Raw genomic sequence first — 12,512 nt, forward strand, 5'->3', positions numbered from 1 at the left:
CCAGCAGCAGCTGCTGGCGCGCGGCTTTGCCACCCGCGCCCGGCTGCAGCAGGCCGAGTATGAAGCCGCCAACGCCCGCGCCGAACTCAGCCGCGCGCTGGCCGATGACGCCCGCGCGCGGGCTGCCGCCGGCAGCGCCATCGACGTGGAAAACCATCCGCTGGTGCGCGAGATGAAGGCGCTGCGCGATCGCGCCGCGCTCGACCTGGCGCGCAGCGATATCCGCGCGCCGGCCAATGGCATCGTGACGCAAACCACGCGGCTCCAGCGCGGCCAGGCCATGATCCAGGGCGTCGCCACGATGAGCCTGATGGTCACCGGCAGTGCCTATGTCGAAGCCAATTTCAAAGAGACCGACCTCGCCGACATGGCGGTGGGCCAGAAGGCCGAGGTGCGGCTGGACGCCTTTCCCGACCGGCCACTGACCGGCCGGGTGGAGAGCATCGGGGTGGGCACTGGCGCCGAATTTTCCGTGCTGCCGGCGCAGAATGCCACCGGCAACTGGGTGAAGGTGGTGCAACGCGTGCCGGTGCGCATCCGGCTTGAGCGCGTGCCCGACACGCTGCCGATGATCGCCGGCCTGTCGGCAGACGTGACGGTGATCACCAAGTGAGCAGCGCGGCGCCGCCAGCCGCAACGCCTGCAGCTGCCAGTCAGGCGTCGCCCGTGGTGATCACGGCGGTGGTGATGCTGGGCAGCTTCATGACCATCCTCGACAGCACCATCGCCAACGTGGCGCTGCCCCACATGCAGCCCAGCCTGAATGCCGCGGCCGACAATGTCACCTGGGTGCTGACCAGCTATATCGTCGCCACCGCCGTCGCCACGCCCTTGACCGGCTGGCTGTCGGCGCGCTTTGGCCGGCGCACCCTGTTCCTGTGGTCGGTGGCGGCCTTCACCGCCACCTCGGTGCTGTGCGGGCTGGCCGGCAGCCTTGCCGAAATGGTGCTGTGGCGCATGCTGCAGGGGGCCGCCGGGGCCTTTCTGGCGCCGCTGGGCCAGGCCTATGTGCTGGATGTGTGGCCTCAGGAGAAGCACGGGCCTGCCATGGCCTGGTGGGGCGTGGGCGTGATGGTCGGCCCGATCCTGGGCCCGGTGGTGGGCGGCTGGCTGACCGACAGCTTCGACTGGCGCTGGGTATTCCTGATCAACCTGCCGGTGGGCCTGATCTGCTTTTCCCTGGCGGCCGGCGTGCTGCCGGAACCGCGACTGCAGCCCCGGCGCTTCGATCATATCGGCTTTGCCCTCCTCGCGCTGGGCATGGCGACGTTGCAGCTGGCGCTGGACCGTGGCCAGCAGCTCGACTGGTTCGACAGCTGGGAGGTGCGGGTGGAACTGGCCCTCGCGCTGTCGGCCTTGTGGGCGTTTGGCGTCCATGCGCTGCGCACGCCGGGCGCCATCATCGATCGCCAGATGCTCACCGACCGCAACGCCATGACCGGCATGCTGTTCATCACGCTGGTGGGCTTCCTGCTGGTAGCCACCACCGCCCTGTTGCCGACCATGGTGCAGACGCTGTTCGGCTATCCGGTGGTGACCTCGGGCGAACTGATGATGCCGCGCGGCATCGGCATGATGATCAGCATGATGTCGGCCGGGCAATTGCTGGGCCGCGGCACCGATCCGCGCGCGCTGCTGGCCGCCGGCTTCACCCTCACCGGCGCCGGCCTGTGGGGGATGAGCCTGTTCTCCCCCGAACAGGGCGCCTGGCCGTTCATCGCCACCGGCTTCGTGCAGGGCGCCGGGCTGGGGCTGGTGTTCGTGCCGCTGAACACCATCGCCTTTGCTTCACTGCCGATGGCGCTGCGCACGGATGCCTCGGCGATCTTCATGCTCTTGAGGAACATCGGCGGCTCGATCGGGATCAGCGTGGCGGTGGCGCTGCTCGAACGCCAGGCGCAGGTGAGCCACGCCGATCTGGGCAGCGGCATCACGCCGTTCAGCCAGCCCTGGGCAGACCCCGCCGCGCTGGGCGCCGCAGGGCTCGGCAGCGTGGTGGCGGTGCTCAATGGCGCGGTGAGCCGGCAGGCGCTGATGATCGCCTATATCGACGTGTTCAGGGCGATGGCGTTCATGGCGCTGGCCATGCTGCTGCTTCTACCGATCCTGCGCCCGGCGAAGCGCGCGCCCCCGGTGCACATGCCCGAGTAGATCAGGGCGGCGTCAGCCCCACCAGACGCATCACGGCAGCGGACACGATCATCAGCAGCAACCACCACAGGCAGGCGCGCGCGATCCGCCCCCAGCGCTGCCCGGCAAGGCTCAATGAGGTGGCCAGCGCCGGCACCACGAACCCAGCCCAGATCACCACCGCCGAACCGATGGTCATCACCCAGATCGGCGCCTTGGGCGGCGCCAGGATCAGCGCACCGGCAAGGATGGCGTTGAGCCACGCCGCGCTGACCAGCGCCACCAGCCAGCCACTCAGGCGTTTCGGCCGGTCGAGAAACTGCGCCAGCAGTAGGCCGAGAAGGGTGGCCAGCCCGATCGGCACGGCGTTGAGGACGATGTAGATCATCCTGTCAGCTTGCCGGCTTTGCCCGCCCGTGCAAGGGGGAGCGGCGAAATGGAGGACCCCCTATGTCAGCGCTTCCCCCCCTGCTTCTGGGCCGGCTGAACCATGTCGGCATCGCCTGCCCGTCCATCGACGACCAGGTAGCCATGTACGGCCGGCTGTTCGGCGCCACCGTCTCCACCCCGGCGTTCGACCTGCCGGCGCAGGGCGTACGGGTCGCGTTCATCGATGTCGCCAACAGCCAGCTTGAACTGATCGAGCCGCTGGGCGCGGATTCGCCCATCCACGGCTTCCTGAAGAAGAACCCCAATGGCGGGCAGCATCATGTATGTTTTGAAGTGGCCGACATCATCGCGGCACGCGATGCGATGCGCGCTCGCGGCGCCACCGTGCTGGGCACCGGCGAGCCGCGCCTGGGTGCCCATGGCGTGCCGGTGATCTTCGTCCACCCGCGTGATACGGGGGGCGTTCTTGTGGAACTCATGCAAGAGCCGGACGGACATCACTGAGGCGAGAGGCGACCGAAGCAAAGCTCCGGCCTGACGTCAGACGGGCTGCAGGGGGCGCCTGAGGCCGCCGCGAACGGGCCCCGCGAAATGGCATTTCGATGGGAACCTGCCTCACCCGCTGGCTGCTGCCCGCGGAGTCGGCCGATAACGCCGTTATCGGCCTGCCCGCTTGCTATCAGTCCTTGCGCCGGCCGCTCAGCAGCCAGCCAACGACAAAGCCCAGCGCGATGCCGGCGCCCAGCGCTGCCAGCGGCTGTTCCTGCACGGTGGTGCGCACCCTTGCGGTGCCTTCCTCGGTCACCTTCTGGGCGCGTTCCTTGACTTCGCGGGCCTTTTCCGGCGCGGCGTCGGCAAGTTCGCGGGCCTTGGCAGCGGCCTTGTCATAGGCGGCGGTCGCCGCGTCCTTGGCCTTGCCGATCGCCTTGTCGGCCTGGACCTTCAGATCGGCCTTGATCTTGTCGAGCTTGCCGGCCGCTTCGGCGGCAGCATCGGCGGCGGCATCAGTGGTGGTGGTCAGGGCGTTTTCGTCAGCCATGGTAAAATCCTTTCGATCACTGTCGTGGACGGAAGGTAGTGCGCGCGGGCCAGAATTTGAAGCCCGCCTGATTGCAATCGATCACTCGTCACTGGTGACCCGGCCACGGCCCGCCTTGATGCCGGCACGGACCGCCTTGCCGGCCAGCCGGCGCTGCTTGGCGCCCAGCGTGGGCCGCGTCGGCCGCCGCACCAGTGGACGGACGCACGCCTTCGCCACCATCTCGGCCAGCCGGGCGCGGGCATCCTCGCGGTTGCGGGCCTGATCACGAAAACGGTTGGCGGTGATGACGATGACGCCGTCGCCGGTGGCCTTGCGGCCGGCCAGGCGGAGCAGCCGCTGCTTCACATCTTCGGGCAGGCTGGGCGAGGCGGCGGCATCGAAGCGCAGCTGTACCGCGGAGGAGACCTTGTTGACATTCTGCCCGCCCGGGCCGCCGGCACGAATGAACGTTTCTTCCAGTTCGTCTTCGGGGATGGAAACGGCCATGCTGCGCTTTATCGAATCGGGAGAGCCAAGGCCATGATCATCGTCCACCATCTCAACAACAGCCGTTCGCAGCGCATCCTGTGGCTGCTGGAGGAACTGGGCACGCCCTATGAGATCAAGCATTACACCCGCGATGCCACCACCAACCTGGCGCCGCCGGAGCTGAAGGCCATCCATCCGCTCGGCAAGTCGCCCGTGATCGAGGATGCCGGCACCATCGTGTTCGAAAGCGGCGCCATCACCGACTGGATCCTGCGCCACCACGGCCACGGCCGGCTGATCCCGCAGCAGGGCACTGCCGCGCACGAGGATTATCTGATGTGGCTGCATTTCGCCGAAGGCTCGGCGATGACGCCCTTCCTCCTGGCGCTCTACACTGCCCGGCTGGGCGAGGCCGCCGCCCCGCTGGCACCGCGCATCCAGGAACAGATCGGCGCCCATGTCGCCTATTTCAGCCAGCGGCTCGGCGAGAATGACTGGTTGATCGAAAACCGGCTGACCGGCGCCGACATCATGATGAGCTTCATCGCCGAGATCGCCACCCTGCAGGGGCTGGGTGCGCATTTCCCCAACATCGCCGCCTATGCGCGGCGGGTGCAGGCACGGCCCGCGTGGCGGACCGCAGCCAGCAAGACCGAGCCCTACAGCTTCCGCTTGCCCGACTGAGGATCGATCACGCCCGCGCCGGCTGGCGCGTTGCGACGAGGTTGAGCCCCAGCCCGCCGATGATGAGCGCGGCGGCGATGAGTTTCCACGCCGGCAACGGCTCGCCCAGCCACAACGCGGTCGATGCCATGCCGAACACCGGCACCAGGAGCGCGGTGGGTGCCACGCTGGCCGCGGGATAGCGTGCCAGCAGCCAGCCCCACGTGCCATAGCCGAACAGCGTGTTGCCCACCGCCTGCCAGGCCACCGCCGCCCAGGTGGCCGGCGTCATCGCCGCCATGCCGGCCACGATTCCCGGCCAGCCTTCCAGCGCCAGCGACAGCGCAAACAGCGGCGGCACCGCGAACAGCGACGACCAGGTGATGAAGCCCAGCATGTCCACCCGGCCGGCGGCGCGCTGGGCCATGTTGCCCAGCGCCCAGCCAAAGGCCGCGCCAAGCACCAGCGCCAGGCCCAGGAGGCTGACCTCGCCGCCGCTGTGGGCCAGCACCACGCCAAGCCCAGCCAGCGCCAACGCCAGCGCCGGCCATTGCAGCGGTTGCAGGCGTTCGCCGCTGGCGGCCATGGCCATCGCAATGGTGAACACGGCCTGGATCTGGATGACCAGGCTGGCCAGCCCGGCGGCGATATGGCCGTTGATGGCGATGAACAGCAGCCCGAACTGCCCGACGCCGATGGCGAGGCCATAGCTGGCCAGCAGCCGCCACGACACATCGGGCCGGCGCACGAACAGGATCAGCGGGAACACCACCACGGAGAAGCGCAGCGTGGCGAACAGCAGCGGTGGCAGGGTTTTCAGCGTGTCGCCGATCACCGCGAAATTGGTGCCCCACACGGCCACCACGGCCAGCGCCAGCAGCAGCGCGCGCGGGCTCATCAGCGTGCTTTCGCCAGGCCGTGATAGGCGGCCGCCGCGATCAGCAGCGCCACCGCGATGATCGCCGATAGCGGCCGCGCCGTGCCATCGTGCAGCGCCGCGCCCAGGGCCGAGCCGGCCGCGCCCATCCCGAAGTTGATGCCGCCCATCAGCCCCGAAATGGCGCCGGCGCGCAGCGGATCGACGTTCAGCGCGCCGGCCGAGGCATTGGCGGCGATCAGCCCGTTCGACGACAGCGCCAGGAACAGCAGCGGGAACAGCACCGGCAAGGGCGCATCGCCGATGGCGGCAAACAGCAGCGCCGCCCCGGCCAGCGCCGCGCCCAGCGTCGCAATGGCCAGGATGGCATCGGGCGAGCGGTGCCGAAGGAGCGCGCGGTTGACCTGGCTGGAGCCCACGATGCCCACGGCAATGGCGGCGAACACCAGCCCGAACTGGCTCTCGGAGAAGCCCCAGGTGCCCACCACCAGATCGGGCGAGGCGGCAATATAGCTAAACAGCGTGGTGCCATTGGCGGCGCCGACCAGCAGATAGCCGATCAGCCGGCGGTGCTTCAGCAAGTCCCAATAGGCGGCGAGGATCGAGGAGTCGCGCGCCTTGGCGGCGGTGGCCTCGGAGCGGCTTTCCTCCAGGCGCCAGCCCACCGCCAGCGCCACGCCGACACCGACGATGATGAAGGCGATGAACACCGCGTGCCAGCCGGCGGCGATGCTGATCCAGCCGCCCAGCGTGGGGGCCAGCAGCGGCGCAATTGCCAGCACCAGCATCAGCAGCGAGAAGATGCGCGCCGAATCGCGATGGTCATAACGGTCGCGCACGATCGCCCGGCAGGTGACCATGGCCGCACAGCAGCCCAGTGCCTGGAAGAAGCGGCCGATCACCAGCGCCTCGATGGACGGGGCCAACGCACAGGCAAGGCTGGCCACCACATAGACGGCGCAGCCGATAAGGATGGCCGGCCGCCGCCCGATCCGGTCAGACAGCGGCCCGAAGAACAACTGCCCCACCGCCATCCCGACGAAGAAGGTGGACAAGGTGAGCTGCACCGCCGCGGCCGACACGCCATAATCGCGGGCGATGGCGGGCAGTGCCGGCAGGTAGAGATCGATGGTGACGGCGCCAAACGCGGTGAGACTGCCGAGCAGCAAGATCTCGCCCAGTGTCGGGGCGCGCGCGGAAGCAGAGGCAACGGGGGCGTTCACCGGGCGGCGTTTACGGGCTTGGCGCCCGCCGGTCGAGCGTTAGTTCAGGCCGGCGGAGCGCCTTACGCGCGAGCGGTGCCGCCCGACGCGCCCTCATCTACCGCGTTCACGCTGTTGTGGCGCAGCGCATCGAGCACGCAGCGCACGATGGCCGGGGCGTCCAGGCCGGCATCGGCATATTGCTTGGCCGGGTTGTCATGGTCCTGATAGACGTCCGGCAGGCGCAGGGTGCGGATCTTGAGGCCGGCATCGGTCAGGCCCTCGTCGCTGGCCATGGTCAGCACATGGGCGCCAAAGCCGCCGATGGCGCCTTCCTCGATCGTCAGCAGCACGTCATGCGTGGCCGCCAGCTTGCGGATCAGCGCTTCATCGAGCGGCTTGGCAAAGCGCATGTCGGCAACCGTGGTCGACAGGCCCTTGGCATCCAGCTCGTCGGCAGCCTTCAGCGCCTCGGCCAGGCGGGTGCCGAGCGACAGGATGGCGACCTTGCTGCCAGCCCGCACGATGCGGCCCTTGCCGATCTCGAGGCGGGTGCGGGTTTCGGGGATGGCGATGCCGGTGCCCTCGCCACGCGGGTAGCGCAGGGCGATCGGGCCATCGTCATAGACGGCGGCCGTATGCACCATGTCGGCCAGCTCGGCCTCGTCTGACGCGGCCATCACCACCATGTTGGGCAGAGTGGCGAGATAGGTGATGTCGAAGCTGCCGGCGTGGGTGGCGCCGTCGGCCCCCACCAGCCCGGCGCGGTCGATGGCAAAGCGCACCGGCAGGTTCTGCAGGGCGACATCGTGCACCACCTGGTCATAGGCGCGCTGCAGGAAGGTCGAATAGATGGCGCAGAACGGCCGCATGCCCTGGGCCGCGAGGCCGGCCGCGAAGGTGACGGCGTGCTGTTCGGCGATGCCGACATCGAAGGTGCGTTCGGGGAAGGCCTTGTTGAAGCGGTCCACCCCGGTGCCGGTGGGCATGGCCGCGGTGATGGCGACAATGCTGGGATCGCGCTTCGCTTCCTCAATGAGCATGTCGCCAAAGACATTCTGATAGGCCGGCGCCTTGGGCTGCGGCTTGTGCTGGGTGCCGGAGACGACATCGAACTTCACGACGCCATGATATTTGTCGGCACTGGCCTCGGCCGGGGCATAGCCCTTGCCCTTCTGCGTCACGACATGGATCAGCATCGGGCCTTCGGCGGCGTCGCGGACATTTTCGAGCACCGGCAGCAGATGCTCGAGATTGTGGCCGTCGATGGGGCCGACATAATAGAAGCCCAGTTCCTCGAACAGCGTGCCGCCGCCCTGGGCGAGGCCGCGGGCATATTCATCGATGCGCGCGGCCGCCTTCTGCAGCGGCGGCGGCAGCACCTTGCCCGACACCTGCTTCAGATATTCCCGCAGCTCCAGGAACTTGCGGCCCGACAACAGGCGCGACAGATAGGAGGACAGGGCGCCCACCGGCGGCGCGATCGACATGTCGTTGTCGTTGAGGATGACGACGAGCCGGTTGCCGGCATCGCGCGCGTTGTTCATCGCCTCATAGGCCATGCCGGCCGACATGGCGCCATCGCCGATCACCGCGATCGCCTTGCCCGGCTTGTTCTGCAGCTTGTTGGCGATGGCAAAGCCCAGCGCGGCGGAAATGGAGGTGCTGCTGTGCGCGGCGCCGAACGGATCATACTCGCTCTCGCTGCGCTTGGTGAAGCCGCTGAGGCCGCCGGGCTGGCGCAGGGTGCGGATGCGGTCGCGCCGGCCAGTGATGATCTTGTGCGGATAGGCCTGGTGGCCAACGTCCCAGATCAGCTTGTCCTCAGGCGTGTTGAACACATAGTGCAGCGCCACGGTGAGCTCGACCACGCCCAAGCCGGCACCCAGGTGCCCGCCGGTCACCGACACCGCGTGGATCATCTCCTGCCGCAGTTCTTCCGCCAGCTGCGGCAGTTGCGCCGGGGTCAGCTGCCTGAGATCGGCCGGCAGGGACACGGAATCGAGCAGCGGGGTTTCAAGGATCATGTCGGCACGCTCGCTTGGGTTGCATCGCGGTGGTCTGAAGGCTTCCTCGCGGAAGGCTTAAGGGAAGTCCCTTAGCGTCTCAGGCGGGGCCTGTCATCAACCCCATCGCCCGGCAGATCAATGGGCCGGATGCCCCAAGCACAGGGGTCAGCTTGCGGTCAGGCGCAGGCCGCGCACAGGCCCCGCACCTCCACCACCGGGCGCAGCGGCTGGAAGCCGGCAGCCCGGGCGGCAGCGCGAACATCGCCGGTGATGCGGTCATCATCGACATGGGTAGCGCTGCCGCAGCGGTCGCAGACCAGGAAGATGCAATCGTGCGGGCAATCCGGGTGGGCATTGGCGATGAAGGCGTTGGCGCTTTCCACCCGGCTGGCGATGTTGTTGGCCACGAACAGATCGAGGATGCGATAGACGCTGTTGGCTGCGATGCGCCGGCCGACCCCGGAAGACACCGCATCGGTCACCTCATAGGCCGACACCGGCCGGTCAAAACCTGCCAGCGCTGCGAACACCGAAGCCCGCAGGGGCGTCCACTGCTCGCCGGCGTCGGTGAGGCGGGCCTCGGCAGCGCTGGCCAGGTCGGCACGCTTGTGATGCTGGTCGTGACGGTGGGGCTGGATCTGGGTGTGCGGCATGGCCGGAATATCGGCCCATTGTCCCGGCGTTGCAAGCAACTGCAAGGTCGCGGGCGGGGTGGCTCAGGCGGCGCTCAACGCCTTCAAGTTGCGCCAGTGCGCAAAGGCCAGCAGGCTGACACCGACCATCGACACCAGCATCTCGGCAAGGGCACCGTGCTGCACCACAAGCGACACGGCCATGATGCCAAGGCCAAGACAGCCCATCACGCCGATGTCGCCGCGGTGATGGCGACGCCAGCCGCGCCACAGTGCCACCGCCGCGAGTGGCATGGCCACCACGAGGCCGATGATGTGGACGCGGTGATCCAGCCAGTCCCCGGTGAGCGCGAACAGGCTGAGCAGCAGGAAGCCAGCCATGCAGTGCAAGAGGCACAGGCCCGACAGACCAAGGGCGACTCGGTCGAGCAGGGAAGACGGCGCCGCGGGCATGGCAGAGTGTTACAATGTCACATCTTTGCTGGCAAGCCGGAACCGCATTGCCGCCTGCGCGTTGCCATCTGCCGCGGCGGCTCCTAAACCAATCCCGGTTTGACCAACGGGGAATATCTGAAGATGCGCGCCCTTGCTGCCCTGCTGCTTGCCTCCATCGCCATGCCGGCGCTGGCCGCACCCGACCTCGCCATGGTGGCGCGGATCACCGATGAAGCCATGAATCATGGCGAGGTGGTGGACACCGCCGCCCACCTCACTGATCGCATCGGACCACGGCTCACCAATTCACCCGGCATGCGCGCCGCCGAACGCTGGACTCAAGACAGGTTCAAGGCCTGGGGGCTCACCAATGTGCGCACCGAAGGCTTTGACTTCGGTCGCGGCTGGTCGGTCGAGCGCGCCAGCGTGGTGATGCAATCGCCGCGCAGCCTCAGGATGCGCACCCTCCCCGTCGCCTGGACCCCGGCAACTCCGGCCGGCGGCATCACGGCGCCGCTGGTGGTGGCGCCGATGAAGCGGCCGCGTGACTTTGCCGAATGGCAGGGCAAGCTGAAGGGCAAGATCGTCGCCATCAGCTTCCCGCGGCCGCCGGAAGATGCCGACAAGCCGGCCTTCAAGCGCTTCGATGGCGAGGCGATTGGCAAGCTCGATGAATATCAGCAGCCTGTGACGCGGCCGGATGCTGGCGATAACTGGCTGAAATATCTGCAGTTCGGCAAGCAGGTTGACGAATTCCTGGCCAAGGAGGGCGCGCTCGGCTGGGTGCGCATGAGCTATCGCGACAACGGCCTGCTGCATGGCGAGGGCTATCAGCACCGCGAGACGCCGAAGCTGCCTGGCCTGGAACTCACCGCCGAGGATTATCGCCGGCTCGCCCGGCTCGCCAAGGGCGGCGAGGTGGTGCTGACCATCGAGTCGCAGGTCAAGTTCGATGACAGCGACCCCAATGGCTACAACGTGCTGGCCGATATCGCCGGCAGTGATCCCAAGGCCGGCTATGTGATGGCCGGCGCCCATCTCGACAGCTGGGTGGCCGCCGATGGTGCTGCCGACAATGCCGCCGGCTCGGCCGTGGTCATGGAAGCGGCGCGGATCCTCGCCGCCCTGAAGGTCAAGCCCAAGCGCACCATCCGCTTTGCCCTGTGGTCGGGCGAGGAGCAGGGTCTCTATGGCTCGGCCAATTACATCGAGCGGCATTTTGCCAGCCGCCCGGCCAATCCCGATCCGGTGAAGGCCAAGCTGAGCTATGACTTCAAGCTGGACCAGTTCCCGATCGAGAAGAAGGCCGACTACAATCTGCTGGCGGCCTATTTCAACATCGACAACGGCGGCGGCAAGGTGCGCGGCATCCATGCCGAGGGCAATTTCGCAGCCGTGCCCACCCTGCGCGAATGGCTGTCGCCCTTTGCCAGCATGGGCGTCAATGCGGTGGTGGCCAGCCCCACCGGCGGCACCGATCACGAGTTCATGTCGGCGATCGGCCTGCCGGCCTTCCAGTTCATCCAGGACCCGCTGGATTATGACAGCACGGTCCACCACAGCAGCGTCGACACCTTCGACCACCTGCGCCCGGAAGACCTGCGCCAGGCCTCGGTGATCCTCGCCTCACTGCTGTGGGAAGCCGCCAACGCCGACAAGCCGCTGCCGGCGCGGCCGCTGCCGACGAAGCCGAAGGCCACCGATCCCTTCCGCTACCAGGACCCGGCCGAGAAGGAGTGAAGCCCGCGCCGTCGCACCGGCTTGGACGGGCGGGGCTTTGCGATTAGGGAGGGGGCATGGCCACGCTTGCCGCCGCCCAGGGCGTCTCATCGCCCCGCTCCTCCGCACAGCCGCGCGCCGTGGCGCTGTGGCTGATCGGCATCGCGGCGCTGGTGTTCACGATGGTGGTGGTAGGCGGCATCACGCGGCTCACCGAAAGCGGCCTATCGATCACGCGCTGGGATGTCGTGTCGGGCACGCTGCCGCCGCTGACCGAGGCGGAATGGCAGCGCCAGTTTGCCCTCTACCAGCAGTCGAGCCAGTACCAGCTGATGAACCAGGGCATGAGCCTGGCGGCGTTCAAGGGCATCTTCTTCTGGGAATATGTGCACCGGCTGCTCGGCCGGCTGGTGGGGCTGGCCTTCGCGCTGCCCTTGGCGTGGTTCTGGCTGAAGGGGCAGATCCCCGCCGGCTATCGTCTGCGCCTCGTCGCCCTGTTCGCGCTGGGTGGCCTGCAGGGCGCGATTGGCTGGTGGATGGTCGCCTCCGGCCTTGTCGATCGCACCGAAGTGGCGCCCGAACGGCTGGCCGTGCACTTGTCGAACGCGCTGATCATCATGGCCGGCTGCCTGTGGACCGCGCTCGACCTGCTGGACGGGGACGCCACACGCACCGACCGGCCGCGCCTCTGGGTGTGGCCGGTAACGCTGCTGCTCGCCGTGCAGATCGTCTGGGGCGCCTTCACTGCCGGCTTGCGCGCCGGCCATGCCAGCGACACCTGGCCGTTGATGTTCGGCGCGCTGGTGCCCGAGGGGATCCTGGCAACCGCGCGCGACCTGGTGGCCGATCCGGTGACCGTGCAGTTCGTCCACCGCAGCCTGGCCTTCGTGGTCGCCGCCGCCCTGCTGGCCGTGGCGTGGCGCCTTTGGCGAGCCGGCGCGGGCG

At 68.1% G+C, this 12,512-nt stretch carries 14 protein-coding genes; 6 read left to right on the forward strand and 8 right to left on the reverse strand.

Annotated elements, in window-relative coordinates; all coding sequences use genetic code 11:
• Both GJV64_RS05650 and GJV64_RS05655 read left to right on the forward strand, forming a co-directional pair.
• The coding region (locus GJV64_RS05650) for an HlyD family secretion protein (protein WP_164156305.1) at positions 1-613 on the forward strand (613 nt) is incomplete at its 5' end.
• A 53-nt stretch (positions 614-666) separates the two neighbouring features.
• Complete coding sequence (locus tag GJV64_RS05655) at positions 667-2,151, forward strand: DHA2 family efflux MFS transporter permease subunit (protein WP_235927615.1); 1,485 nt, start codon at positions 667-669, stop codon at positions 2,149-2,151.
• A gap of 1 nt (position 2,152) precedes the next feature.
• On the opposite strand, the gene GJV64_RS05660 is transcribed toward GJV64_RS05655, so the two are convergent.
• A complete protein-coding gene (locus GJV64_RS05660; protein ID WP_164156307.1) occupies positions 2,153-2,518 on the reverse strand; it encodes a hypothetical protein in 366 nt (121 codons plus the stop codon).
• A 62-nt stretch (positions 2,519-2,580) separates the two neighbouring features.
• Between GJV64_RS05660 and mce the strand changes: the two genes are divergently transcribed.
• Complete coding sequence (mce, locus tag GJV64_RS05665) at positions 2,581-3,024, forward strand: methylmalonyl-CoA epimerase (protein WP_164156308.1); 444 nt, start codon at positions 2,581-2,583, stop codon at positions 3,022-3,024.
• A gap of 175 nt (positions 3,025-3,199) precedes the next feature.
• Here mce and GJV64_RS05670 read toward each other — a convergent pair whose 3' ends face one another.
• Together GJV64_RS05670 and arfB are read right to left on the reverse strand one after the other, a co-directional pair.
• Entirely contained in the window at positions 3,200-3,559 is a 360-nt protein-coding gene (locus GJV64_RS05670) for a hypothetical protein (protein ID WP_164156309.1), read from the reverse strand.
• Between the two features lie 81 nt (positions 3,560-3,640).
• Positions 3,641-4,048 carry an alternative ribosome rescue aminoacyl-tRNA hydrolase ArfB gene (gene arfB, locus GJV64_RS05675; protein WP_164156310.1) on the reverse strand — a complete coding sequence of 136 codons (408 nt, stop codon included), beginning with the start codon at positions 4,046-4,048 and terminating at the stop codon, positions 3,641-3,643.
• A gap of 33 nt (positions 4,049-4,081) precedes the next feature.
• Here arfB and GJV64_RS05680 point away from each other — a divergent pair, with 33 nt between their 5' ends.
• Positions 4,082-4,714, forward strand: a complete 633-nt coding sequence (locus GJV64_RS05680; RefSeq protein ID WP_164156311.1) for a glutathione S-transferase family protein — start codon at positions 4,082-4,084, stop codon at positions 4,712-4,714.
• Positions 4,715-4,721: 7 nt separating this feature from the next.
• Here the strand turns inward: GJV64_RS05680 and GJV64_RS05685 are convergent, their stop codons facing one another.
• The 5 genes from GJV64_RS05685 to GJV64_RS05705 all read right to left on the reverse strand — a co-directional run bounded on the left by GJV64_RS05685 (position 4,722) and on the right by GJV64_RS05705 (position 9,866).
• Positions 4,722-5,591, reverse strand: coding sequence for an EamA family transporter (locus GJV64_RS05685; protein ID WP_164156312.1), 870 nt, complete (start codon positions 5,589-5,591; stop codon positions 4,722-4,724).
• Positions 5,591-6,739: a multidrug effflux MFS transporter gene (locus tag GJV64_RS05690; protein WP_235927616.1), complete on the reverse strand. Its 1,149-nt coding sequence runs from the start codon at positions 6,737-6,739 to the stop codon at positions 5,591-5,593. Before GJV64_RS05690 ends, GJV64_RS05685 begins: the two co-directional genes overlap by 1 nt.
• Before the next feature lie 116 nt (positions 6,740-6,855).
• Positions 6,856-8,799 (reverse strand): 1-deoxy-D-xylulose-5-phosphate synthase, encoded by a 1,944-nt coding sequence (dxs, locus tag GJV64_RS05695; RefSeq protein ID WP_164156314.1) that lies wholly within the window; start codon positions 8,797-8,799, stop codon positions 6,856-6,858.
• 158 nt (positions 8,800-8,957) lie between these two features.
• The gene (locus tag GJV64_RS05700; RefSeq protein ID WP_164156315.1) at positions 8,958-9,434 is read right to left on the reverse strand and encodes a Fur family transcriptional regulator; all 477 of its coding nucleotides are present in this window, start codon (positions 9,432-9,434) and stop codon (positions 8,958-8,960) included.
• 63 nt (positions 9,435-9,497) lie between these two features.
• Positions 9,498-9,866, reverse strand: coding sequence for a MerC domain-containing protein (locus GJV64_RS05705; RefSeq protein WP_164156316.1), 369 nt, complete (start codon positions 9,864-9,866; stop codon positions 9,498-9,500).
• Positions 9,867-9,989: 123 nt separating this feature from the next.
• Between GJV64_RS05705 and GJV64_RS05710 the strand changes: the two genes are divergently transcribed.
• Positions 9,990-11,588 (forward strand): M20/M25/M40 family metallo-hydrolase, encoded by a 1,599-nt coding sequence (locus GJV64_RS05710; RefSeq protein WP_164156318.1) that lies wholly within the window; start codon positions 9,990-9,992, stop codon positions 11,586-11,588.
• Between the two features lie 56 nt (positions 11,589-11,644).
• A partial coding sequence (locus GJV64_RS05715) for a COX15/CtaA family protein (RefSeq protein ID WP_164156317.1) occupies positions 11,645-12,512 on the forward strand: 868 nt, incomplete at its 3' end.

This window comes from Sandarakinorhabdus rubra (assembly GCF_010994245.1).
GTDB lineage: Bacteria > Pseudomonadota > Alphaproteobacteria > Sphingomonadales > Sphingomonadaceae > Sandarakinorhabdus > Sandarakinorhabdus rubra.

Bases quoted from the DNA above. Each gene is read 5' to 3' on its own strand.
- GJV64_RS05700 (WP_164156315.1), bottom strand. From the start codon at position 9,434: ATGCCGCACACCCAGATCCAGCCCCACCGTCACGACCAGCATCACAAG.
- arfB (WP_164156310.1), bottom strand. From the start codon at position 4,048: ATGGCCGTTTCCATCCCCGAAGACGAACTGGAAGAAACGTTCATTCGT.
- mce (WP_164156308.1), top strand. From the start codon at position 2,581: ATGTCAGCGCTTCCCCCCCTGCTTCTGGGCCGGCTGAACCATGTCGGC.
- GJV64_RS05705 (WP_164156316.1), bottom strand. From the start codon at position 9,866: ATGCCCGCGGCGCCGTCTTCCCTGCTCGACCGAGTCGCCCTTGGTCTG.
- GJV64_RS05680 (WP_164156311.1), top strand. From the start codon at position 4,082: ATGATCATCGTCCACCATCTCAACAACAGCCGTTCGCAGCGCATCCTG.
- GJV64_RS05660 (WP_164156307.1), bottom strand. From the start codon at position 2,518: ATGATCTACATCGTCCTCAACGCCGTGCCGATCGGGCTGGCCACCCTT.
- GJV64_RS05670 (WP_164156309.1), bottom strand. From the start codon at position 3,559: ATGGCTGACGAAAACGCCCTGACCACCACCACTGATGCCGCCGCCGAT.
- GJV64_RS05685 (WP_164156312.1), bottom strand. From the start codon at position 5,591: ATGAGCCCGCGCGCGCTGCTGCTGGCGCTGGCCGTGGTGGCCGTGTGG.
- dxs (WP_164156314.1), bottom strand. From the start codon at position 8,799: ATGATCCTTGAAACCCCGCTGCTCGATTCCGTGTCCCTGCCGGCCGAT.
- GJV64_RS05710 (WP_164156318.1), top strand. From the start codon at position 9,990: ATGCGCGCCCTTGCTGCCCTGCTGCTTGCCTCCATCGCCATGCCGGCG.